Source organism: [Mycobacterium] stephanolepidis, from assembly GCF_002356335.1.
In the GTDB taxonomy this organism is placed as follows: Bacteria; Actinomycetota; Actinomycetes; order Mycobacteriales; family Mycobacteriaceae; genus Mycobacterium; species Mycobacterium stephanolepidis.
Genome location: NZ_AP018165.1, coordinates 981,073 through 1,001,297, shown reverse-complemented (window position 1 = coordinate 1,001,297; position 20,225 = coordinate 981,073). Strand labels below are relative to the sequence as shown.

At 62.7% G+C, this 20,225-nt stretch carries 22 protein-coding genes; 11 read left to right on the top strand and 11 right to left on the bottom strand.

Annotated features, from left to right (window positions below; all coding sequences use genetic code 11):
* Window positions 1-5 precede the first annotated feature (5 nt).
* From MSTE_RS05020 to ctaD, 3 genes are all read left to right on the top strand, one after another.
* The gene (locus tag MSTE_RS05020; RefSeq protein WP_096499470.1) at window positions 6-500 is read left to right on the top strand and encodes a VOC family protein; all 495 of its coding nucleotides are present in this window, start codon (window positions 6-8) and stop codon (window positions 498-500) included.
* Entirely contained in the window at window positions 497-1,366 is an 870-nt protein-coding gene (locus MSTE_RS05015) for an NAD(P)-dependent oxidoreductase (RefSeq protein ID WP_096499468.1), read from the top strand. Before MSTE_RS05020 ends, MSTE_RS05015 begins: the two co-directional genes overlap by 4 nt.
* Window positions 1,367-1,441: 75 nt before the next feature.
* Window positions 1,442-3,121 (top strand): aa3-type cytochrome oxidase subunit I, encoded by a 1,680-nt coding sequence (gene ctaD, locus MSTE_RS05010; protein WP_096499466.1) that lies wholly within the window; start codon window positions 1,442-1,444, stop codon window positions 3,119-3,121.
* Here the strand turns inward: ctaD and MSTE_RS05005 are convergent.
* Together MSTE_RS05005 and MSTE_RS05000 are read right to left on the bottom strand one after the other, a co-directional pair.
* Window positions 3,118-3,552, bottom strand: a complete 435-nt coding sequence (locus MSTE_RS05005) for a pyridoxamine 5'-phosphate oxidase family protein (protein ID WP_057968683.1) — start codon at window positions 3,550-3,552, stop codon at window positions 3,118-3,120. The two genes, ctaD and MSTE_RS05005, sit on opposite strands and share 4 nt — an antisense overlap.
* A 48-nt stretch (window positions 3,553-3,600) precedes the next feature.
* Window positions 3,601-4,449, bottom strand: a complete 849-nt coding sequence (locus MSTE_RS05000) for a TIGR03621 family F420-dependent LLM class oxidoreductase (protein ID WP_231896998.1) — start codon at window positions 4,447-4,449, stop codon at window positions 3,601-3,603.
* Window positions 4,450-4,535: 86 nt separating this feature from the next.
* Here MSTE_RS05000 and MSTE_RS04995 point away from each other — a divergent pair, with 86 nt between their 5' ends.
* Window positions 4,536-5,588, top strand: a complete 1,053-nt coding sequence (locus MSTE_RS04995) for an NAD(P)H-dependent amine dehydrogenase family protein (protein WP_096499464.1) — start codon at window positions 4,536-4,538, stop codon at window positions 5,586-5,588.
* Window positions 5,589-5,611: 23 nt separating this feature from the next.
* Here the strand turns inward: MSTE_RS04995 and MSTE_RS04990 are convergent, their stop codons facing one another.
* The 6 genes from MSTE_RS04990 to MSTE_RS04965 form a co-directional block, all read right to left on the bottom strand.
* The gene (locus MSTE_RS04990) at window positions 5,612-7,198 is read right to left on the bottom strand and encodes a histidine phosphatase family protein (protein ID WP_231896997.1); all 1,587 of its coding nucleotides are present in this window, start codon (window positions 7,196-7,198) and stop codon (window positions 5,612-5,614) included.
* 177 nt (window positions 7,199-7,375) lie between these two features.
* Entirely contained in the window at window positions 7,376-8,284 is a 909-nt protein-coding gene (gene ppk2, locus MSTE_RS04985) for a polyphosphate kinase 2 (RefSeq protein ID WP_096499460.1), read from the bottom strand.
* Between the two features lie 53 nt (window positions 8,285-8,337).
* Window positions 8,338-9,087 carry an SDR family oxidoreductase gene (locus MSTE_RS04980; RefSeq protein ID WP_030094488.1) on the bottom strand — a complete coding sequence of 250 codons (750 nt, stop codon included), beginning with the start codon at window positions 9,085-9,087 and terminating at the stop codon, window positions 8,338-8,340.
* A 9-nt stretch (window positions 9,088-9,096) separates the two neighbouring features.
* Window positions 9,097-9,960: an Fpg/Nei family DNA glycosylase gene (locus MSTE_RS04975; RefSeq protein WP_096499458.1), complete on the bottom strand. Its 864-nt coding sequence runs from the start codon at window positions 9,958-9,960 to the stop codon at window positions 9,097-9,099.
* Between the two features lie 15 nt (window positions 9,961-9,975).
* Entirely contained in the window at window positions 9,976-10,725 is a 750-nt protein-coding gene (gene cobF / locus MSTE_RS04970; protein WP_096499456.1) for a precorrin-6A synthase (deacetylating), read from the bottom strand.
* A 6-nt stretch (window positions 10,726-10,731) separates the two neighbouring features.
* Window positions 10,732-11,382: a TetR/AcrR family transcriptional regulator gene (locus MSTE_RS04965; RefSeq protein ID WP_096499454.1), complete on the bottom strand. Its 651-nt coding sequence runs from the start codon at window positions 11,380-11,382 to the stop codon at window positions 10,732-10,734.
* Window positions 11,383-11,491: 109 nt separating this feature from the next.
* Here MSTE_RS04965 and MSTE_RS04960 point away from each other — a divergent pair, with 109 nt between their 5' ends.
* Together MSTE_RS04960 and MSTE_RS04955 are read left to right on the top strand one after the other, a co-directional pair.
* On the top strand, window positions 11,492-12,406 hold the full coding sequence (locus MSTE_RS04960) for an AurF N-oxygenase family protein (protein WP_096499452.1): 915 nt from the start codon (window positions 11,492-11,494) through the stop codon (window positions 12,404-12,406).
* Entirely contained in the window at window positions 12,403-12,711 is a 309-nt protein-coding gene (locus MSTE_RS04955) for a DUF4873 domain-containing protein (protein ID WP_096499450.1), read from the top strand. The genes MSTE_RS04960 and MSTE_RS04955 overlap by 4 nt, the downstream gene beginning before the upstream one ends.
* Here MSTE_RS04955 and MSTE_RS04950 read toward each other — a convergent pair.
* On the bottom strand, window positions 12,679-15,030 hold the full coding sequence (locus tag MSTE_RS04950; RefSeq protein WP_096499448.1) for an ATP-dependent DNA ligase: 2,352 nt from the start codon (window positions 15,028-15,030) through the stop codon (window positions 12,679-12,681). The two genes, MSTE_RS04955 and MSTE_RS04950, sit on opposite strands and share 33 nt — an antisense overlap.
* On the opposite strand from MSTE_RS04950, the gene ku reads away from it, so the two are divergent.
* Together ku and MSTE_RS04940 are read left to right on the top strand one after the other, a co-directional pair.
* Window positions 15,020-15,829 (top strand): non-homologous end joining protein Ku, encoded by an 810-nt coding sequence (gene ku, locus MSTE_RS04945; RefSeq protein WP_096499446.1) that lies wholly within the window; start codon window positions 15,020-15,022, stop codon window positions 15,827-15,829. The two genes, MSTE_RS04950 and ku, sit on opposite strands and share 11 nt — an antisense overlap.
* 119 nt (window positions 15,830-15,948) lie before the next feature.
* Window positions 15,949-17,148, top strand: a complete 1,200-nt coding sequence (locus MSTE_RS04940; RefSeq protein ID WP_096505447.1) for an Nramp family divalent metal transporter — start codon at window positions 15,949-15,951, stop codon at window positions 17,146-17,148.
* Between the two features lie 313 nt (window positions 17,149-17,461).
* Here the strand turns inward: MSTE_RS04940 and MSTE_RS04930 are convergent, their stop codons facing one another.
* Window positions 17,462-17,872, bottom strand: coding sequence for a DUF5313 domain-containing protein (locus MSTE_RS04930; RefSeq protein ID WP_096499442.1), 411 nt, complete (start codon window positions 17,870-17,872; stop codon window positions 17,462-17,464).
* Window positions 17,873-17,926: 54 nt separating this feature from the next.
* Here MSTE_RS04930 and MSTE_RS04925 point away from each other — a divergent pair, with 54 nt between their 5' ends.
* The 3 genes from MSTE_RS04925 to cynS all read left to right on the top strand — a co-directional run bounded on the left by MSTE_RS04925 (window position 17,927) and on the right by cynS (window position 19,128).
* Window positions 17,927-18,421, top strand: coding sequence for a MarR family winged helix-turn-helix transcriptional regulator (locus MSTE_RS04925; RefSeq protein WP_096499440.1), 495 nt, complete (start codon window positions 17,927-17,929; stop codon window positions 18,419-18,421).
* 101 nt (window positions 18,422-18,522) lie between these two features.
* Window positions 18,523-18,651 carry a hypothetical protein gene (locus MSTE_RS25650; RefSeq protein WP_044104185.1) on the top strand — a complete coding sequence of 43 codons (129 nt, stop codon included), beginning with the start codon at window positions 18,523-18,525 and terminating at the stop codon, window positions 18,649-18,651.
* A 36-nt stretch (window positions 18,652-18,687) separates the two neighbouring features.
* Window positions 18,688-19,128, top strand: coding sequence for a cyanase (gene cynS / locus MSTE_RS04920; RefSeq protein WP_096499438.1), 441 nt, complete (start codon window positions 18,688-18,690; stop codon window positions 19,126-19,128).
* Between the two features lie 4 nt (window positions 19,129-19,132).
* Here the strand turns inward: cynS and MSTE_RS04915 are convergent, their stop codons facing one another.
* On the bottom strand, window positions 19,133-20,146 hold the full coding sequence (locus MSTE_RS04915; protein ID WP_096499436.1) for an immunity 63 family protein: 1,014 nt from the start codon (window positions 20,144-20,146) through the stop codon (window positions 19,133-19,135).
* Between the last annotated feature and the right edge of the window lie 79 nt (window positions 20,147-20,225).

Sequence of the window (20,225 nt, the reverse complement as noted above, 5' to 3'; positions counted from 1 at the left end):
GAGAGATGTCCGTCAACCACGTCGGGATCACCGTTCCCGATATCGCAGCGGGAATCGACTGGTATCGCAAGGTGTTCGGATTCGAGTGCATCATGGGTCCACACACACTCGAACCCGGACCGGCCGGAGAGCTCCCACCGGGGCTGGACAGTCGATTCGGCCAGGCGCGCATGGCCGGTCTGCAGACAAGAAACGGGGTGGGGATCGAACTGTTCGAATTCATCGATCCCGTCACGGATCCACCATCTGACGTGGCCGTCGAATACACCCGGCGCGGCACCTGGCATCTGTGCCTCACGGTTCCCGACGTGGACAAGCTGACGCACGCCGTCTCCGCGGCCGGCGGACAGGTCATTACCCCGCCACGCCCCGTCCTGGCAGGCCGACCATGGACCATGTCCTACCTCACCGACCCATGGGGCACAGTCATCGAACTGATGAGCCACGACTACACCGAGATCTTCACCAATTGGCCTACCGAAACAGGAGCGCACCCGTGAGCACAATTGCCGTCGTCGGACTGGGAGCCATGGGAAAGGCCATGGCACACAATCTTCTTCAGGCCGGACATGAGGTCTCTGTGTGGAACAGGTCTCCGGGCCCCGTCGACGAACTGTCGGCCGCGGGCGCTCGCCCACTCGGCTCCCCCGCACAGGCCTTCGACTCCGCAGTTGTGTTCTCTGTGCTGGCCGATGACCATGCCGTAACCGAAACCCTTTTGACACCAAAGATTCTCGGGGCAGCATCGGGAGCTTTGCATGTCAACCTCGCGACCGTCAGCACGCAGCTGGCCGACCGGGCCACGGCACTGCATGCCGAGCACGGCGTGGGGTACGTTGCCGCACCGGTTTTCGGCCGGGTCCCCGTGGCACAGGCCGGGCAACTGCAGGTGTTATCGGCGGGCGCCTCCGACCAAATCGACAGAGCGCAACCATTCCTCGACGTCATCGGGGCCCGCACCTGGCGATTAGGCGATGTGCCTCGACAGGCCAATGTCGTCAAGATCATCGGAAACTTTCTGATCGCGGCGGCCATCCAGTCGCTGAGCGAGGCCGTCAGCATGGCCGAACGATCCGGCGTGGACTCCGAACTGTTGATCGACTTGCTGACCAGCACCCTGTTCCAGGGTCCGGCATACAGCAGCTACGGCAAGCTCATCGCCACCTCCACCTACCAACCCGCAGGTTTCACAACCACTCTGGGACGCAAGGATGTCGGGCTGGCTCTCGACGTCGCGGCGGACACCGACCTGCGACTGCCGTTCGGCGAGGTACTGCGAACGGTTCTCGATGAGGCGCTGGCCAACGGGCAGGCCGACCTGGACTGGTCCTCGATCGCCGATCTACAGCGGGCGCGCGACGTGTAGCGACTATGGCATGATGTCCACAGGAAATGCCTCACGTACACAGGCGAATCAGACTGTCTTGTATGGAGGTTTCCTGTGGCTACATCATCTCTCGAACTGACGGCAAGTCGCCCCTTTCCCCCTCGACTAGGGCCCAAAGGCTCTCTTATCTACAGACTTGTTACCACCACCGATCACAAGCTGATCGGAATCATGTACCTCGTCACGTGTTTCGCCTTCTTCATGGTGGGCGGTCTGATGGCGCTGCTGATCCGCGCCGAACTCACCACGCCGGGGCTGGCGTTCCTTTCCAATGAGCAGTACAACCAGCTCTTCACCATGCACGGCACCGCTATGCTGCTGTTCTACGCGACGCCCATCGTGTTCGGCTTCGCCAACGTGGTACTCCCATTGCAGATCGGCGCCCCCGACGTCGCCTTTCCTCGACTGAACGCATTGTCATTCTGGCTCTTCTTGTTCGGTGCCCTGATCGCCATGGCCGGCTTCATCACCCCCGGTGGCGCCGCCGACTTCGGCTGGACCGCCTACACCCCGCTCTCCGATGCCATCCACTCGCCGGGTGCCGGTGCCGACCTGTGGATCCTGGGCGTTGCCGTCGGTGGTCTGGGCACCATCCTGGGCGCGGTCAACATGATCACCACCATCGTGTGCATGCGCGCCCCCGGCATGGTGATGTTCCGGATGCCGATCTTCACCTGGAACATCCTGGTAGTCAGTGTGCTTGTGCTGCTGGTATTCCCACTGCTGGCGGCGGCCGCCATCGGGCTCGCGGCCGATCGACATCTGGGCGCGCACATCTTCGATCCCGCCAATGGCGGTGTCCTACTGTGGCAGCACCTGTTCTGGTTCTTCGGACACCCCGAGGTATATGTGTTGGCGCTGCCATTCTTCGGTGTGGTGTCGGAGATCTTCCCGGTCTTCAGCCGCAAGCCGATCTTCGGTTACACCACGCTGGTCTTTGCGACCCTGGGCATCGGGGCCTTGTCCATCGCGGTGTGGGCGCACCACATGTACGCCACCGGCGCAGTGCTGCTGCCGTTCTTCTCCTTCATGACGTTTCTGATCGCCGTCCCGACAGGTATCAAGTTCTTCAACTGGATCGGCACGATGTGGAAGGGGCAGCTGACCTTCGAAACCCCCATGCTGTTCTCGATCGGTTTCCTGGTCACCTTCCTCTTCGGTGGCCTGACAGGTGTGCTGCTAGCCGCTCCCCCCATCGATTTCCACGTCACCGACTCGTACTTCGTAGTGGCGCACTTCCACTACACGTTGTTCGGCACCATCGTGTTCGCCAGCTTCGCGGGCGTGTACTTCTGGTTCCCGAAGATGACGGGACGTCTGCTCGACGAGCGCCTGGGCAAGTTCCATTTCTGGCTGACGTTCATAGGCTTTCATGCCACGTTCCTGGTGCAGCACTGGTTGGGCAATGAGGGTATGCCGCGCCGGTATGCCGACTACCTGCCCACCGATGGCTTTACGGGGTTGAATGTCGTGTCGACGATCGGCGCGTTCATTCTCGGTTCGTCGATGCTTCCGTTCGTGTGGAACGTGTTCAAGAGCTACCGGTACGGCGAGGTTGTCACGGTCGACGATCCATGGGGTTTCGGCAACTCCCTGGAGTGGGCCACCAGCTGCCCGCCGCCGCGGCACAACTTCACCGAGCTACCCCGAATCCGTTCGGAACGCCCGGCATTCGAGCTGCACTACCCGCACATGTCCGATCGCATGCGCGCCGAGGCGCACGTCGGGCACTAGCCCGGAACGTGGCCGCCGTCCGGCTCGTGTCCGAAAACGAAACGGCGGCCGGTGATCTGCGCCGGGATGACGCGCACGTAATGCAGCTTCACAGTGGGTATCCACGGATAGAGACCACCCTGGTCGGCCTCGTCGATATCGGCCGACGAGTTCAGTACCTGTGCCGCGCCACGCACCACGACACTCCAGCCACCGATGTCGTTGTGATCGTCCGCCTCGAACAGCACCTCGTCGCTCACGACGGCACCGAAAAGCTTGGTGCCCTCGGCCGTCCGGAACAGTACGGTGCCACGTTGGGTCACGAAGTTGATCGGGAAGATCTCAGGTCTTCCATCGATCACCACGACCAATCTGCCCAGCTTGGCACTCGACAGCAGCGTCCAGCTTTCGTACTTTTCCAGCAGGGTCACGGGTTGCGAATCGGGCGTCATGACTGCATGATCGCCGACCGCGGCGGCCAACACTAGATGCGAAAGTCACTATCTGAGAGCGGCAATCAGCGCATGAAAATCCTTGAGGCCGCGTGGATCTACTCCCATGTACGTCAGATAGGAAATGCCCAGTTCTTCGCGAAGCACGATGATCCGCTCGATGAGCTCCCCTTTGGATCCGTGCAACAGCGTAGGAGAGGCGAGTAACTGTTCGTCGGAATCATGTGGCCGGTAGACACGCATCAGCCCCAGATCCGGTGCACGGTCGATGGCAACATCAAATATCCCCAAGTTCAGTTCCGGCGTGTCAGTGCGTTGACCGGCCGCCGCCAGCACGTACGCAGCACGTTCGGCGAGATCGGCGTTCGTCTTCGCATCGGAGATCGCAACGATATCGGCCTGCTGCGCCGCGAGTTTCAGGATCTTGTCCCCCTTGCCCGCGATCATGATCGGCACGGGTGACTGGACTGGCCGCGGCCAGTGCTGCGGGCTCGAAAGCAACCCCCGCAGCGCACCGAGAGCATCGGCGAGCTGCTGCACGCGTCCGGCGGGACTCAGGAACGGCACTCCCGCCGCCTCGTACTCCTGCTCGACATAACCGGCACCCAATCCGATCTCGACGCGGCCGCCGGTGAGCCGGTCAATCGTGGCGATATCGCGCGCAAGTAGACGCGGCGAATAGAAACCGGTAGTCAGTACGAAGCTTCCGACCCGGACGTTCGTCGAGGCGCTCGCGGCGGCAAGCATCACCGGGAAGGGCGCACCCACACCAAGGTGATCGGGAACCACGACGACGTCCACTCCGCAATCCTCGGCCTGTCGCACCTGATCGTGGATCTGGGCAGGGTCGCCGTGGGAGATCAGATTCGTCCCAAACCGAAATCCGTGTCTAATCACCGAGATTCCCACCTCTCAAGATCTGGACCAAGCACTTGTTTGGTGTTATGCAGGTCTGAGGCTACCGGTTGCGAGGAGGCAATGACATGGTCTATCGAGTGGTTCAGTGGGCGACGGGCGAAGTGGGCAAGGCAGCAATCCACGCAGTGCTCGTCCATCCGGAACTGCAGCTGGTGGGGTGCTGGGTGCACTCGCCGCAGAAGACCGGCGTCGACGTCGGCGAGATCATCGGCCACGCACCCGTCGGCGTCACAACGACCAACAGCCTGGAGGACATCCTCGCTCTGGACGCCGACTGCGTGATCTATAGCCCGCTACTTCCCAATCCGTCCGAGGTCTCGGCATTACTCGCCTCGGGAAAGAACGTGGTTACCCCGGTGGGTTGGTTCTACCCAGACAGTTCGGGCCTCGACTTGGACGCCACCGCCCGCCAGGCTGGAGTAACGCTGCACGGCACGGGAATTGACCCCGGCGGCATCACCGATCTTTATCCGCTGATCTTCTCGTCTATGACATCGGCCGTAACGTACGTGCGTGCTGAGGAGTACTCAGACATCCGCACCTATGGCGCTCTCGACGTCATCCGACACATCATGAAGTTCGGCGGCACTCCCGAAGAAGCTATCAGCGGCCCCATGCCCAAACTGTTGGGCGGCGGGTTCAAACAGTCCCTGCGAATGATCCTCGATGGCATGGGTTTCGCAGAGGTGGAGATCCGCCCCAACCTCAAAGTCGCCGTCGCCACCGCGGACATCGACTCTCCGATCGGTACCATCAAACCCGGATGCGTTGCCGGTCAGCAATTCTCGTGGGAGGCATTCGTCGGGGACCAGGCGGTAGTACGAATCGCCGTGAACTGGCTGATGGGCGAAGAACACCTGGAACCCGCCTGGTCCTTCGGCCCGACCGGCCCGCGCTACGAGGTCGAGGTGCACGGCACTCCCTCCTCATCGTGCACGATCACCGGCTTTCATCCCCACAGCGTCGAGGCCAGGCTCGTCGCCAACGAGGGCGTGGTCGCGACAGCCGCGCACTGCGTCAACTCGGTGCCCTATGTATGCAGGGCCGAGCCGGGACTCAAGTCATACCTTGATCTTCCGCTCATCGCGGGCAGGGCGCATCCTCGGCTCCATCGGTGACCGATGGAGCCGAGGACAGCTCGTTAGGCAGCGTCCTTATGGGATGTGCCGCTTGCTCCCGATCCCTCGGACCCTCCGCTCTTCGACGGGCTGGAGGTCGCAGGTTTGGCCGCCTTCGACTCCGCACCGGCCGGTTCACTCTTGTTACCGGCGCTCGCGGCAGCTTCGGGTTTGGACGGTGCAGCGGTGATCTTCTGAACCGCGTCAGAGGCCTTCTGAAGCACGGCCGAGAGGTGTTCCTTGACACTCGGCACGCCACGCGGGGCTTTACCCGGCTCCGACTTGTTGCCACCGCTCAAATCCGTTGCACCGTTGGCCTTGACCGGCTTGCTGGGCAGCGCAATGACCTTCGCCGGCGACTTGGCCTCCGGAACCTGAACGGCAGGATCCTTTGCTTCCGGCACATTCGCCTCTGGCGCCTTTAGTTCGGGTGACTTTACTTCCGGAGCAGCCGATTCATCGGCCGTGGTGGCGGGCTTGGCCAATCCGGCCGACTTCTCCGTTGCCGCCTCGACCACCGTGGCGGTCTTCTTCGCCTCGACGACCTTGGTGTCGGAGAGCTTCGACTCGTGGGGCTCGGTGTTGGCGTTGGATTCGCGCACAGCAGTTGACTTGTTCTCCGTCACCTTGCTTTCGGCAACCGCGGCCTCCGGTTTGACGGATTGATCGAGCACCTTCGGCAATGTGCCACGCACCTCATTGACGACGTCACGCGCCACTGCCACCGGGAAGTGCACCGTGGACCTGATGACGTCCACCACTCCCTTGGCAACCTCATCGGCCACCTTGGAGATGTCGCCGGTCGCGATCGCCTGCTGGATGCGGTACGCCGTGGTTTGCGGCTGTACGAAGAAGTTGCGGAAATCTACGAACAGCTTGGTCGGCAATGACGGGTTCTGGTTGACGGGCTTGCCATTCCACTCCTTGAGCGTCCAGCCGCCTTCGGGTGTGCCCTCCACCTTCACCACCGAGGTGTTACTCAGCGGGTCGGAGAGCAGCAGGGTGGGATCCGGATTGTCCACGTTCATCATGACCCAGAACATGATGGTGGCCCCATGCGAGTAGACCACGGCGTTGCGGTCACCGTTCTCATAGATCGTTTTCACCGAGTCATCGACACGGGCATCAAACGCGTTGCCGTCCTCACCTCCGGGCACGGGCACGAAACGGGCACCCAACGTCCACAGTAGGGGCGCGGCGATGTATCCGATGCGGCCGATGCCTTCCTTCTCCGATTGCCCTTCGAAGATGCCCGCACCGATCTCACGCAGGCCGCCCAGCACGGTGGCCTTCTGCCCCAGCTTGTCCTCCATGGGCTTGGCGGTCTCCTGGGTACGGATCATGTCCGACGCATAGATGCCGTCGAAGCCGCCGCCGAGCTTGTCGGCTACATCCTTGGCCTGCTGTTGGCCCGTCGCCGTGAGGTGGGGTCCGGGAACCGAGGTGTCGATCTTCCCCGACGCATTGCCCTCGGACTCGCCGTATCGCACAAAGGTAATGGTCATCGGATCGGCCGCCCAGGCCACCACCGCGGTGACGATCGAGAAGACGAGGGCAGCAATCACCGTCGTCAGGACACGCGACATTGCCCGCGTTTTCGATTCACGCATTGAGGAATCCCCATCCATAGGTCATGTGAGTGCGCTCACATTAGCGATGCCTGATCCGAGTTAGGCAATGTTTCATCCCACTGAGCGGACCATACGGATGTGACCAAATCTGGAACGAGATGTTAAGCGAAAACCCTTGCAGGGCTGAATATTCAGTGCTAGCGATACATTGCCCGGCTAGCGTGAGCCGGCCTTCTCCCCTTCTTCGAAGACGGCCGAAGCGGGACCGACGATCAGGGGGTCCGGCGCTCCCACGACCTCGGTGTCCTTGTTGTCATAGTCGAACTGCGAGAGCACGTGGCGCATCGCCTCTAGCCGGGCACGCTTCTTATCGTTGCTCTTGACCACCGTCCAGGGCGCGCTGTCGGTGTCGGTGTAGAAGAACATCGCCTCCTTGGCCTCGGTGTAGGCGTCCCACTTATCCAGAGACGCAAGGTCAGTCGGCGAGAGTTTCCAGTGGCGTACGGGATCGGTCCGTCGCGCTTCGAAGCGGGCCAGCTGTTCCTTACGACTCACCGAGAACCACAACTTGACCAGGTGCGTCCCCGAGTTCACCAGCATGCGTTCGTATTCTGGTGCCTCACGCAGGAATTCGGCGACCTGCGCGGGAGTGCAGTAGCCCATCACCCGCTCGACACCAGCCCGGTTGTACCAGGAACGGTCCATCAGCACGATCTCCCCACCGCTGGGCAGGTGCGCGGTGTAGCGCTGGAAGTACCACTGTGTCTGCTCTACCGAGGTCGGCTTCTCGAGTGCCACGACGCGGGCGCCGCGGGGATTGAGGTGCTCGGTAAACCTCTTGATCGATCCGCCCTTACCGGCGGCGTCTCGGCCTTCGAAGATGATGCAGATCTTCTCGCCGCGTTCCTTGACCCACAGTTGCAGCTTGAGCAGCTCAATCTGCAGCTTGCGTTTGGTCTTCTCGTATTCCTTGCGACTGAGTTTCTCGTCGTAGGGGTAGCCCTGTTTCCAGGCATCCTTGCCCTCTTTGGTGCGACTGATCCCGCCGCGCAGGCTCGCGAGTTCATCGAGCTCGGCGGCGTAGTCCACCGTGACGGAAGCGTTCGGTTTCTCTTGATCGGCCATAGGTTCAGCATCCCACGTGGGCACAAAGTCCCATGTGGGAAACCCATGGCCGATTAGGCCAGGCGCCCGGCCAAACGCGGCGGAATCAGGCGCATGATCAAGGTCACCGGGGCCCACGGCCAGCGCGGCACCGCGGCGCGGCCGGGCTCCCTCTCGATGGCATCCACCATGGCCGTCACACCGGTCTTGGTGTCCACCATCATCGGCGTGGTCGGCGATTTGGCGCTCAGGTCGGTCTGGATGTAGCCCGGCTCGATGGTGCTGACCTTGATTGGGCCACTGGCATATTCGGCGCGCAGCGACTCACCCAGCGAGGAGAGGCCGGCCTTGCTGGCCGCATACGCGGCCTTCGTACCCGGTAGCCCCTTGGCAGCGGTCACCGACGAGATAAGCACCAGGTGCCCGCGCCCCTGCTCTTTGAACAGGGCGAGCGACGCCTCGATCTGCACCAGCGCACCGATGAGATTGGTTTCGATGGTTTGGATGTTGGCCCACGACTTGCCGCCGCCCAGATGCCAGCCCTTGGCGATTCCGGCGTTCACAACCACGCGATCCAGACCGCCGAGCTCGTCGCGCAGCTCGCCGAAGACCACCGGCACCGAGTCATGGTCGGTGACATCCAGGGACCGCACCGCGACCTTGATGCCCGGGTTGGCGGCCAACAGCTCGGCCTTGAGTTCTTCCAGCGCCTCGGTGCGCCGGGCGCACAGCGCCAGGTCGCGTCCCTTCGCGGCGAACTGACGGGCCATCTCGGCGCCCAGGCCAGAGCTTGCCCCGGTAATCAGGATCTTCTGTCGCGTCACGTTGCCACTTTATTTGAGGAGCCGCGAGAGCCGACGGTCGGCCAGCACCTTGCCGCCGGTCTGGCATGTCGGGCAGTACTGGAACGATTTGTCGGCGAACGACACCTCTCGCACCAGGTCGCCACACACCGGGCAGGGCATCCCGGTACGGGCATGCACCCGCAGTCCGGATCGCTTCTCCCCCTTGAGAGTCGCCGCCTGTTGTCCCACACTGCGCTGCACAGCATCGGCGAGAACCGACTGCATGGCCTCATACAGTGCCGTGAGTTGCCCCTCGGTGAGGGTCTTTCCACTGGCGAAAGGGGACAGTTTGGCCACATGCAGGATCTCATCGCTGTAGGCGTTGCCGATCCCGGCAATCACCCGCTGGTCAGTGATCACATTCTTCAGACGTGCGGTGGTGCCGGACAGGATGTCGGCCAATCCGGTGGCGGTCAGCGAGAGCGCGTCGGGCCCCAGTGCGGCGATCTGCGGCACAGCGGCCGGGTCTGCCACGACCCACACGGCCAACCGCTTTTGAGTGCCGGCTTCGGTGAGGTCGAATCCCGGTGCCTCGCCGGGCGTTCCAAGATGAACCCGCAGCGCGATGGGCCCCTTGCCCGGTTTGAGCGGCGCGGGAGCCAGCTTGTCCGACCAGCGCAGCCACCCTGCTCGCGACAAATGAGTGATGAGGTAGTGACTGCCAACCTGAAGGCCCAGGTACTTGCCCCAACGCGTCGCACCCGTCACCGTGTGGCCATGCAGGGACGTGACCGGGGGATCGAAGGTCTTGAGCACCGAGAATGCCGAGACATCGACGCGGCCGATGGTGGCCCCGGTGGCGTGACGACGCAGATGGTCAGCGAGCGCCTCGACTTCGGGTAGTTCGGGCATGGGCCCAGTCTGCCTCTACTCGCCGACACTCCGCAGTAGATAGGTATCCATGATCCAGCCGTGTTCGGCCCGGGCCGAGGCACGTATCTCGGCGATCCGGGGACCCACTTCACCGACGGACCCCGACACCAGCAGCTCGTGCTCTGTGCCCAGATAGGCACCCCACCAGATCTGCGTTGCCGGGTCCAGCTGCCGGAATGCGCAGTCACCGTCGAGCATCACCACAACGGTTCCGGCACGTGGCCACTCGTCCAGCAACCGGCGCCCGGTCGTGATGAGCACGGGTTCCCCGATACCGTTCAGCACAATCCGATGCCGCGCGGTGAGCGCGGAGATCGCGGTAATGCCCGGCAGCACGTCGTAATCGAAGGCGTGAGGATCGCCGACCAGGATCGCGTCGAGGATGCGCAGCGTGCTGTCGTAGAGGGACGGATCACCCCAGGCCAGAAAGGCACCGACGCCCCCCTCCGGTAACTCGGAAGCAATTGCTTTGCCCCACAAGGCGGCCCGTTCCGCATGCCATTGCTTCACCGCATCCCGATACTCGCCCCTACCGCGCACCGGATCGGGCAGTTCGACGAAGCGATAGTCGGGTTCGGTGATGTACCGCTCGCAGATATGGCGGCGCAACTCGACCAGGTCGCCCTTGGTGTCGCCCTTGTCTGCGACGAAGAAGACATCGACCTCGTTGAGCGCCGCGATGGCCTGCACGGTCAGGTACTCGGGATGGCCGGCACCGATCCCGATGACGCGAATCCGTCGCATCGCGACTTAGGAAGCAGCCGAATTAGGAGTCAACACCGCCGAGATCCCCTCGGTGATCGCCGATACGGTGAGCAAGTTGCCGATGAAGTCACCCAGCTGCTCGTCGGTCTGAGTCTCGACCACTCCGGGAGTCACCAACAACGAGGCGGCGATCCGGAAGCTCCACTCGGCGGCGGCCTTGACGTCGATAGTGGCCAACTGCTCGTCGGTGAGCAACTTGCGGAAGTACGGGGCCAGCAGCACGGTCGTCTGATCGATGAACGGGCGCGCCTTGACGGTCAGATAAGGCAACACCTGCTCGGGGTTCTCCTTGAGCCCCTTCTGCAGCAACGGATGATGGCGACCGTGCTGAACGATGCGCACGATGGCGTCGATAAATCCGGTGCGGGGGGTCTTCGCGGTCGCGAAGACGGGCTCCAGTATTTCGCCGAACCGGAGAAACTCCCGATGAAACAGTGCCTCGATGATCGCGGCCTGATCACCCACGTGCTTGTAGACGGTGGGCCTCGACAAACCGGCCTTCTTGGCGATCAGCGCATGCAGGCGCGCCTCATAGCCGTGCTCCAGCAAGCATTCTTCGGCGGCATCGAGGATGCGGCGGCGAATCTCGCCGTGATCGCGCGTGCGGCCGCGATGGCTCGACCGGCTCACTTTCATCGGTGCCTACTTTCGTTCGCCACGATAATTACGTGGCACTTCGCGTCTCACTTGACGCCCCAACCTGCAACGTTTACGTTTGACATCCTAACGGAAAGGACTGTCAACGGTGACGTCTACCCTCAATAACGGCCCCGCTCGCACCCCTAATCGCGAGGAATACTCCGACCGGCTGCTCAAGGGCTCTGTGCGCCGCTCCTACCAGCCAATGGTGGATCTGGACTGGGATGCGCCGTTGGATCCGGACAAGTACTTCCTTCCTCCGAAGGCAATCTCTCTGTACGGCACCGACATCTGGAACAACATGTCGCGCGCTGAACAGATCGAGCTGTCCAAGCACGAGATGGCCAATGTGCTGTCGGTCGGCATCTGGTTCGAGAACATCCTCAACCAGAGCCTGCTGCGCGCTCTCATGCACGCCAGACCGAACAGCAGCGAGACCTTCTATTCGCTCACCGAGATCGGTGACGAGACCCGCCACATGACGATGTTCGGTAAGGCGATATCGCAAGCCGGGGTCGAGCCCTACCGGCTACCGCTCTACCAGCGGTGGCTGGCCAACGCCCTGCCCCTGGTCCTCAAGGGCCCGATGCTCTGGGTTGCCGCCCTGATTGGCGAGGAGATCTTCGACGCCATCCAGCGCGAGATGATGGACGATCCCGAGCTGCAGCCAATGGTCGCGCGGCTCATGCGAATTCACGTCACCGAGGAAGCTCGGCACATCCAGTTCGCCCGCGACGGCCTGCGCCAGCGTGTTGACAAACTGCCGTGGTACGCGCGTTTCATCGTCCGGCAGGTCAACGGCTTCGGTGGCCCCATCTTCATGTACCTGTTCACGAATCCGAAGATGTACCGCAATGTCGGGTTGCCCGGATATCAAACCCAGCGGATCGCGTACCGCAACCAGAACTTCCGCGAGACGCAACAGCTCGGTTTCGCACCGCTGTACAACTTCCTCAGCGGTATCGGTCTGATGGGCGGAACGTCACGCTGGTTGTGGCGCAAAGCAAAGTTCGTCGCATGATGGATGACGACGATCTGTACGACGGCCCTGCGCTCATCACCGCGGGAGAGTTCACCGTCGAGTCCCGGGTGCGGCTGATCGGGTTCTTCAACCCGCTGGATGGCAAGTTCCACTGGCAGGGAACGATTTACGCCAAACCCGAGGGCGGAGAGCTCAAGGGCGGAACCCAGGTCACCATCGCCGTGGGCGAGACCAGCGCACCTGGGCGCATCACCGAGCAGACCCCCTGGGGCCACTTCTCGGTCGCGGGTGTCGGCGCACCGCCGTACCCGTTACCCGAGATCGAGCTCGACGTCGCCAACTGACTTGTCGGTGCGCAGACCACGCCAACTGGAATGCTTGAGAATCCCGCCGGGCGTGCGGTCGCCGTAGCGAACCTCGGCGACCAGGACCGGTTCGACGAACTGCACATCTTTGGCCTCGACCGCGGAAAGCGGCGCGCTGAAGGGTGATTCATCGCAGTGCAACGGCTTGAGCTGCTCCTTGAGCGATGCCAGCTCCTTCTCCGTGAATCCGGTGCCCACCCGCCCCGCATAACGAAGCCCGTCGGACGCCGGTATCCCCATCAGCAGAGCGCCGATCCCGCTGCTGCGTCCGCCCTGCCCCTTACGCCAACCGCAGATCACGATCTCTTGGCTGCGCCAGTTCTTCGCCTTGATCCAGGACTGGGTGCGGCCCGGAGCATAAGCCGAATCCAGCCTTTTGGCGACGACACCCTCCCAGCCCCGCTCATGCGAATGAGCCAGCGCCGCATCTCCGTCGCCGTTCAGTTGTTCCGGAACGGTCATCATCTCGGCGCCGGCCCCCAGCACGTCGAGCAGGCGGCGCCGGTCACGATACTTGGTGCGCAGCAGGGATTTTCCATCCAGATACAGCAGATCAAACGCCCAGAATCGGACATCGGCACTCGGTGTCCGATTCTGTAACAACGAGAAACTCGGCCGCCCCTTGGAATCCAGCACCACCACCTCACCATCGAGAACCACACGGTGCTCGGCCAATTCCCGGGCGAGCTGCTGCAAGGCCGGGAACTCCTCGGTGACATCGCGCCCGCTGCGCGCCACGGCCCGCAGCCGACCGTGGTCGCATTCGAGGATGAGGCGGTAACCGTCCCATTTTCCCTCGAATGCCCACTCGTCGGCGGTCAGGCCCGCCACGGATCCGGTAGTCGGCAGCATCGGCGCGAGGCCAACCGGCATTGCACCAGGAGATCGCTGATCCTTCATGCGGTGCGCCAGCCACTGCTTGCCATCGGTTTGAATCAGCGCGTACCGTCCCGAGATTCGCTTGCCATGCAGTGTGACAATGACTTCTCCCTTTGACCCGCCGTCGGCGCTGGAGCCGTCGCGCGGATCGATGAACTTCTCGGTGTCATAGGTTCCCGAGTCCCAGATGGTCACCTCACCGGCGCCGTACTCCCCCTTCGGAATGGCGCCCTCGAAGGTTCCGTATTCGAGGGGGTGATCCTCGGTATGCACCGCAAGATGATTGACGGACGGCTCCATGGGCAGATTCTTGGGGACCGCCCACGAGACCAGCACACCGTCACGCTCTAACCGAAAGTCGTAGTGCAGCGCGGTGGCGTGATGTTCCTGGATCACAAACGAACTATCGCGACCTGCTTGCGGTTCGACGGCGGGTACCGGTTCGGGAGTACGCGCCGGATCGCGCATGCTGCGGTATGTAGACAGCCTGTCTTCGACAATCGCCGCATCGTCGAGTCCTGCCAGCAGATCACCGTCGCGCTCGGCACGCGCCAGTACTTCATCAAACCGCAACTGGCGCAACTCTGGGTCGTCCAATTCGTCCCACGTACGGGGCGCGGCAACAGTCGGCGCCTCGCGGCCACGCAGCGAGTAGGGGGCAACCGTAGTCTTGGAACCGCTGTTCTGACTCCAATCCACGAAAACCTTGCCCGACCGCAGGTCCCGGGTCATCGTCGCGGTGACCAGATCCGGCATCGACTGCTCCAGTTGCATCGCGACCTTTCTCGCGACGGTCACCGCACCGGATGAGCTGACCGGCTGCGCCAGCGGCACATACAGGTGCAGCCCCTTGCTGCCACTGGTCAAGGGAAAGGTGGTCAGACCGATATCGTCGAGTACATCGCGCACCGCGCGGGCGACCTGCGCCAGTTTCGGTAGGTCCACGCCGTCGCCCGGATCCAGATCGAATACCAATCGTGTTGCCGGCCCCGGATTTTCGCCGACAAACCGCCATTGGGGCACATGCACTTCCAGTGCCGCCTGCTGAGCTATCCAGGCCAGCGCTACCGAGGTGTCGATCAACGGGTAGGTGACGTAGCGGGATTTGTGCTCGATGCGTCGCCGGGGAAGCCAATCGGGGGCCGACGACGCCAGGTCCTTCTCGAAGAAGGACGGCTGCTCAACGCCATTAGGCCAGCGCTTACGGGTGACCGGGCGCCCCGCGAGGTGCGGCAGCATGAATGGTGCGACGGCGGTGTAGTAGCCGAATACGTCCGCCTTGGTGGTGGCCTGAGTGGTTCCAGTTGGCGGATAGAGCACCTTGTCCGCATTGGTGAGGCGCACGAAGGCAGTTGACCTCGAACCGGATGTCGCGGACTGCGCGGCTCCGGTGGGCCATACTGGGGATATGCGTTCCATCTGGAAGGGCTCCCTCGCCTTCGGGCTGGTGAACGTCCCTGTCAAGGTATACAGCGCGACCGAGGACCACGACCTCAAGTTCCATCAGGTCCACAACAAGGACAACGGCCGGATCCGTTACAAACGCACCTGCGAAGAATGCGGTGAGATCGTCGAGTTCCGGGATATCAACAAGGCCTACGAGGCCGAGGACGGCCGCACCGTCGTCATCACCGATGAGGATCTGGCGAGCCTGCCCGCCGAGTCCAGCCGCGAGATCGAGGTGCTGGAGTTCATTCCCGCCGCCGAACTCGACCCGCTGTTGTATGACAAGAGCTACTACCTGGAGCCGGATAGCAAGTCTTCGAAATCCTATGTGCTGCTGGCGCAGACGCTCGCGCAGACGGATCGGGTAGCGATCGTGCATTTCGCGCTGCGCAACAAGACACGCCTCGCGGCCCTGCGGGTCAAGGACTTCGGCACGCGTCAGGTGATGATCATCCACACGCTGCTCTGGCCTGACGAGATTCGTGAACCCGACTTCCCGGTGCTGGACCAGGAAGTGAAGATCAAACCGGCCGAACTGTCGATGGCGGGACAGGTGGTGGAGTCGATGGCCGACGATTTCGATCCGAGTCGATACAACGACACGTACCAGTCGCAGCTACTGGAGATGGTGGAAGCCAAGCTCGAAGGTGGTGAGGCGTTCACCAAGGAAGAGGCGCCCACCGAGCTCGATGCCACCGATGTCTCGGATCTACTGGCCAAGCTCGAGGCCAGCGTCAAAAAGCGTCAGGCCGAGAAGGCCAGTACCAACTAGGCGACCGCCACCCCGAGGTAGCCTCGCCGCAACACAAGGTTTCGGGTACTCTAACTTTTCTATTCGGGTACTTGAAATAGGAGGCGTGGGTGCTGGAGCGGCCGAAGCAGACGCGACAAATGCATGGGTTTTACCTACTCGGCCCCGCTTTCGTCGCAGCCATCGCCTATGTCGATCCCGGAAACGTCGCTTCGAATGTCAGCGCAGGTGCCAAGTACGGCTTCCTACTGGTGTGGGTAATCGTCACCGCCAATGTGATGGCCGGGCTGGTGCAGTACCTCTCAGCGAAGCTGGGCCTCGTCACGGGGCAGTCACTGCCCGAGGCCGTCGGCAATCGCATGTCACGGCCCACCCGGTTGGCGTTTTGGATGCAGGCCGAATTAGTCGCCATGGCAACGGATTTAGCGGAGGTCGTGGGCGGCGCCATTGCGCTGAATCTGTTGTTCGACCTGCCGCTGCTGCTCGGTGGTGTTATCACCGGAATCGTCTCGATGGTGCTGCTTGCCGTGCAGGACCGACGCGGACAACGCTCATTCGAATATGTGATCTCGGCGCTGCTGGCCATCATCGCGATCGGATTCCTCGCCAGCGTCGTTGTGGAACCGCCGCCGCTGGGCGAGGCTGCCGCGGGGCTGATCCCCCGATTCCAGGGCGCCGAGAGCCTGATGCTTGCGACGGCAATGCTGGGTGCCACGGTCATGCCACACGCCGTGTATCTGCATTCCGGGCTAGCCCGGGACAGACACGGACGTCCCGAAGAGGGCGAGCCGCGACGCAGGCTACTGCGCATCACCCGTTGGGACGTGTGCCTGGCGATGCTGTTCGCGGGCGCCGTAAACATGGCGATGCTGCTGGTAGCGGCCACCAACCTGAAGGGCCGCGACGGCGTCGACACCATCGAGGGCGCACACGCCGCCGTCCGCGACAGCCTCGGGCCCACTGTTGCCCTGCTGTTCGCGATCGGCCTGCTCGCATCCGGGCTCGCATCGTCCTCGGTCGGCGCCTACGCCGGCGCCATGATTATGCAAGGACTTCTCCGCCGGTCCGTCCCCATCGTGACGCGACGGCTGGTCACGCTGCTCCCGGCGCTGGCGATCCTGGCCGCGGGTATCGACCCCACCAGGGCACTCGTGGTGTCACAGGTGGTGTTGTCCTTTGGCATCCCCTTCGCCCTCATACCGCTTGTCCGACTGACCAGCGATCGCAGGCTGATGGGCACCGATGTGAACCATCGCGTAACGACGATGCTGGGCTGGATCATCGCCGCGCTCATCACACTGCTGAACGCCGTGCTGGTTTTCCTTACCCTTGCGAACTAGTTTCTCCTGGGAGTACGCTGTGAATCATGAAACGAATCCTGCTCTCGGCCTTGGCAATTGGAGTCGTTGCTAGTGGAGGTATGGCCTCTGCAACCTCGGCAAAGGCAGATCCAGACATTTGCGGCTCCGTGGATACCTACCCACGCGTGACCGTTTGCGCGGACGGCAACTGGGATCGCGGCTGGCGCGGCGGACATGGCAACGGTTGGGGCAAGGGCCACTGGAAGCACGGCGACTGGGACTGAGCCGCCGTCAGGCATCTTGGCGCAGACGAAAAAACTCAGTGCACCAAGATGTTTGACACCATGCCGCGTTAGATGGGACCGCTACTGGAGTGGCCGTCTCCCGAGCGCGGCCCGAATCGCCGCGCGTAGTCCTCGTGAATCCACGCGTCCTTTTGACGCTTGAGCACATCGACCAGGCCCGGATCCAAGTCATGCTGCACCAGCCGGTGACGGCGCCACACTTTGTTGAGGGCATGCGCCATGATCAGCACCCACACGTAGATGGGCACCGTCATCTCCATGTGGACGTACAGCGACGCCGGTAACAGCCAGAACGGCGCGAGGATGAACAGCGGTGGAATCGCACACCGGAAAATGTGCCTGCGCACCGCGCCCTTGCCCGCCAAATCATTGGCGACCCAGTCCTTCATCGAGTCGGGTAGACGCCGTCCGTAGCAGTAGGCGATGTACTGAAAGAAGTTCGGGCGATCGGCGGCCATAACTAGATTGTAGACTAATAATTAGTGCACTAACTAATGGTTAGGATAGTGAGAATGACCGCAGTCTCACCCGATGTCGACCCGCTGGCCCTGGAGCGGCAGGTGTGCTTCGCACTGGCCGTCACCAATCGCGCGGTGCTGGCCATCTACCGGCCGCTACTCGCCCCCCTTGGAATCACACATCCGCAATATCTGGTGATGCTGGCGCTCTGGGATCACGCCAAGAGCAGCGCGGACGATGCCCCGGAAGCGTTGTCCGTCAAGCAGATAGCCGCCCTACTGCAAACGGATTCGGCGACCATCTCCCCCATGCTCAAGCGGCTCGAGACGCTGGGCCTGATCACCCGCCCACGCAGCGCCGCCGACGAGCGCACCACACACGTCACGCTGACCAAGCAGGGCGCCGCACTGCGCCGGAAGGCGCTCAAGGTGCCTGCAGCCGTCGTGGAGCGCCTGGGTGTCGACCTCTCCGAACTGGAGCACCTGCATGCGGTGCTGACCAGGATCAATGCGGCCGCACTGGCCGCCGGGGCTCTGGACACCGACTAGCCCCGACGTCGTTGTGTGGCGTCCGCCACACCCCCCTGTACACCGATCGGTGTACGTGCTGCAATAAGCAGTATACCGATCGATATACCAAGGAGGTCATCATGTGGAACGACTCAATGGTGCTCATCGCCATCACGCTCGTCACCCTGGCCATGCTCTGGACCGCGAGCGGAGAGAACTCGATGAACTACTACGAGCGCGACACCCAAAAAGGCATGTGGCAGCGCTAGTTTGCGCACGCGGCGGGCGTCTGTTTGCCTGAGGTCATGACCAAGGACGAAGCCGCCGAACTGATCACCGCTCGCCGCCTCGAGAAGAAGCTGACGTGGCAACGCATCGCGGAAGCGATTGACTCACCACTGATTTGGACCATTGCGGCGCTTCTCGGCCAGCATCCGGTGCCCGAAGCGAAGGCCACGAAGGTGGCGGAGCTTCTCGAGCTGGGGCCGCAGGTCACTGCCGCGTTGCGGGCCCAGCCGTACCGCGGCACGCTAGACGGTGGTGCGCCGTCCGACCCGACGATCTACCGGCTGTATGAGGCGCTGAGCGTCTATGGCCCGGCGATCAAGGAAGCCATCCACGAGGAGTTCGGCGACGGCATCATGAGCGCCATCAACTTCAAGGTCGACATCGCGCGCCGCTCCGATCCCGACGGCGATCGTGTGGTCCTGACCCTCGACGGGAAGTTTCTCGACTACCGGTGGTGACGGCTCACAGCAGGTCGCGGATGTTGCGGCCCGTAATGGCACCCCATTTGGTGTCGAGCGCATTCATCAACAGCTGCCAGTACGGGGCCCACAGCGTGCGTTGCGCCATGGCCGGGGGCATCGTCTTGTAGGTGGCCGTCTGTTGCGTCCACCGCCACGCCAACCCCCTGGCGACATCGTCGATGCACCAATAAATCAGTTCATTCGGGTTGTTCGTGGTCTTCCATACGAATCCCTTTTTCGGATCACGCGTGTGGTACCAGAACTGCGCTCCATCCAGCACATACTGCGGCGCGGTATTGGAGTGGCGCTCCCCCTTCGCCAGCTCCGTCGGCACGGGCACCTCGGAAATCGCGACTTCACCAGCGAGCCGGCTCAACACGGCGATACGGACGTCGAGCTGCTCGCGGATCCACTCCGAACTCCCAGGGCTCCCGGGCTCGGGCGCACTTGCGGCCGGAACGGGCGCGGATACGGACCCGGGGGGGATCGGCTGATCGGGCTGTCCCTCGGAGGTATCGGCTGCGCGGTCGGCCACCGCCTCCCCAGCAACATCAACGATTGCCCCGCCCGCCCAGTCGACCTTGGCAGAATTGAGCACTCCGTCTTCTTCGAGCGACAGATCGACCACATAGGCGACGTCTACAAGAACATCGCGGGCGCCGGGCGCGAGGGACACTCCGGGGCGGCGTGGACCCAGCAGTGCCACATGCACCATGAAGAACTCACCGTCGTCGTCGCGGTCGCAGTATTCACGCTCGTACCGGGCGGCATCGGAGGCATCGGAGGCATCGAACCGGTGCTTGACCGGCGGTTCCAGTAGCACGCTGCAGAACTGCACCGGATGGTCGGCATCTCCGTCCAACATCCCGAGTTCTGTTGCGCTAATGGGCAGTTCGGCGGCCAAGCTCGGCGCGGCATCATCCGCCGCGGCGCGGATGGTGAACATGCGTGCGTCGGGTGGCCAGTCGTCTGGCTCCGGCGCGGCCCCCTCGTGACCGGTGGAATCAACCGTCATGTTCTTAACCGTATGGCAATCGTGTACTTCGGGCGACGATGGTGCATCCAGACCTGTTAGTTTTACGACAGACCGTCCC

Excerpts from the sequence above, each read along its gene's own strand:
- MSTE_RS04995 (WP_096499464.1), top strand. The coding sequence starts at position 4,536 with ATGGTCTATCGAGTGGTTCAGTGGGCGACGGGCGAAGTGGGCAAGGCA.
- MSTE_RS04940 (WP_096505447.1), top strand. The coding sequence starts at position 15,949 with ATGCATGGGTTTTACCTACTCGGCCCCGCTTTCGTCGCAGCCATCGCC.
- ku (WP_096499446.1), top strand. The coding sequence starts at position 15,020 with ATGCGTTCCATCTGGAAGGGCTCCCTCGCCTTCGGGCTGGTGAACGTC.
- ppk2 (WP_096499460.1), bottom strand. The coding sequence starts at position 8,284 with ATGGCCGATCAAGAGAAACCGAACGCTTCCGTCACGGTGGACTACGCC.
- MSTE_RS04990 (WP_231896997.1), bottom strand. The coding sequence starts at position 7,198 with ATGCGTGAATCGAAAACGCGGGCAATGTCGCGTGTCCTGACGACGGTG.
- MSTE_RS25650 (WP_044104185.1), top strand. The coding sequence starts at position 18,523 with ATGTGGAACGACTCAATGGTGCTCATCGCCATCACGCTCGTCACCCTG.
- MSTE_RS04930 (WP_096499442.1), bottom strand. The coding sequence starts at position 17,872 with ATGGCCGCCGATCGCCCGAACTTCTTTCAGTACATCGCCTACTGCTAC.
- MSTE_RS05005 (WP_057968683.1), bottom strand. The coding sequence starts at position 3,552 with ATGACGCCCGATTCGCAACCCGTGACCCTGCTGGAAAAGTACGAAAGC.
- MSTE_RS04950 (WP_096499448.1), bottom strand. The coding sequence starts at position 15,030 with ATGGAACGCATATCCCCAGTATGGCCCACCGGAGCCGCGCAGTCCGCG.
- MSTE_RS05020 (WP_096499470.1), top strand. The coding sequence starts at position 6 with ATGTCCGTCAACCACGTCGGGATCACCGTTCCCGATATCGCAGCGGGA.
- MSTE_RS04955 (WP_096499450.1), top strand. The coding sequence starts at position 12,403 with ATGATGGATGACGACGATCTGTACGACGGCCCTGCGCTCATCACCGCG.
- MSTE_RS04965 (WP_096499454.1), bottom strand. The coding sequence starts at position 11,382 with ATGAAAGTGAGCCGGTCGAGCCATCGCGGCCGCACGCGCGATCACGGC.
- cynS (WP_096499438.1), top strand. The coding sequence starts at position 18,688 with ATGACCAAGGACGAAGCCGCCGAACTGATCACCGCTCGCCGCCTCGAG.
- MSTE_RS04975 (WP_096499458.1), bottom strand. The coding sequence starts at position 9,960 with ATGCCCGAACTACCCGAAGTCGAGGCGCTCGCTGACCATCTGCGTCGT.
- cobF (WP_096499456.1), bottom strand. The coding sequence starts at position 10,725 with ATGCGACGGATTCGCGTCATCGGGATCGGTGCCGGCCATCCCGAGTAC.
- MSTE_RS04915 (WP_096499436.1), bottom strand. The coding sequence starts at position 20,146 with ATGACGGTTGATTCCACCGGTCACGAGGGGGCCGCGCCGGAGCCAGAC.
- MSTE_RS04925 (WP_096499440.1), top strand. The coding sequence starts at position 17,927 with ATGACCGCAGTCTCACCCGATGTCGACCCGCTGGCCCTGGAGCGGCAG.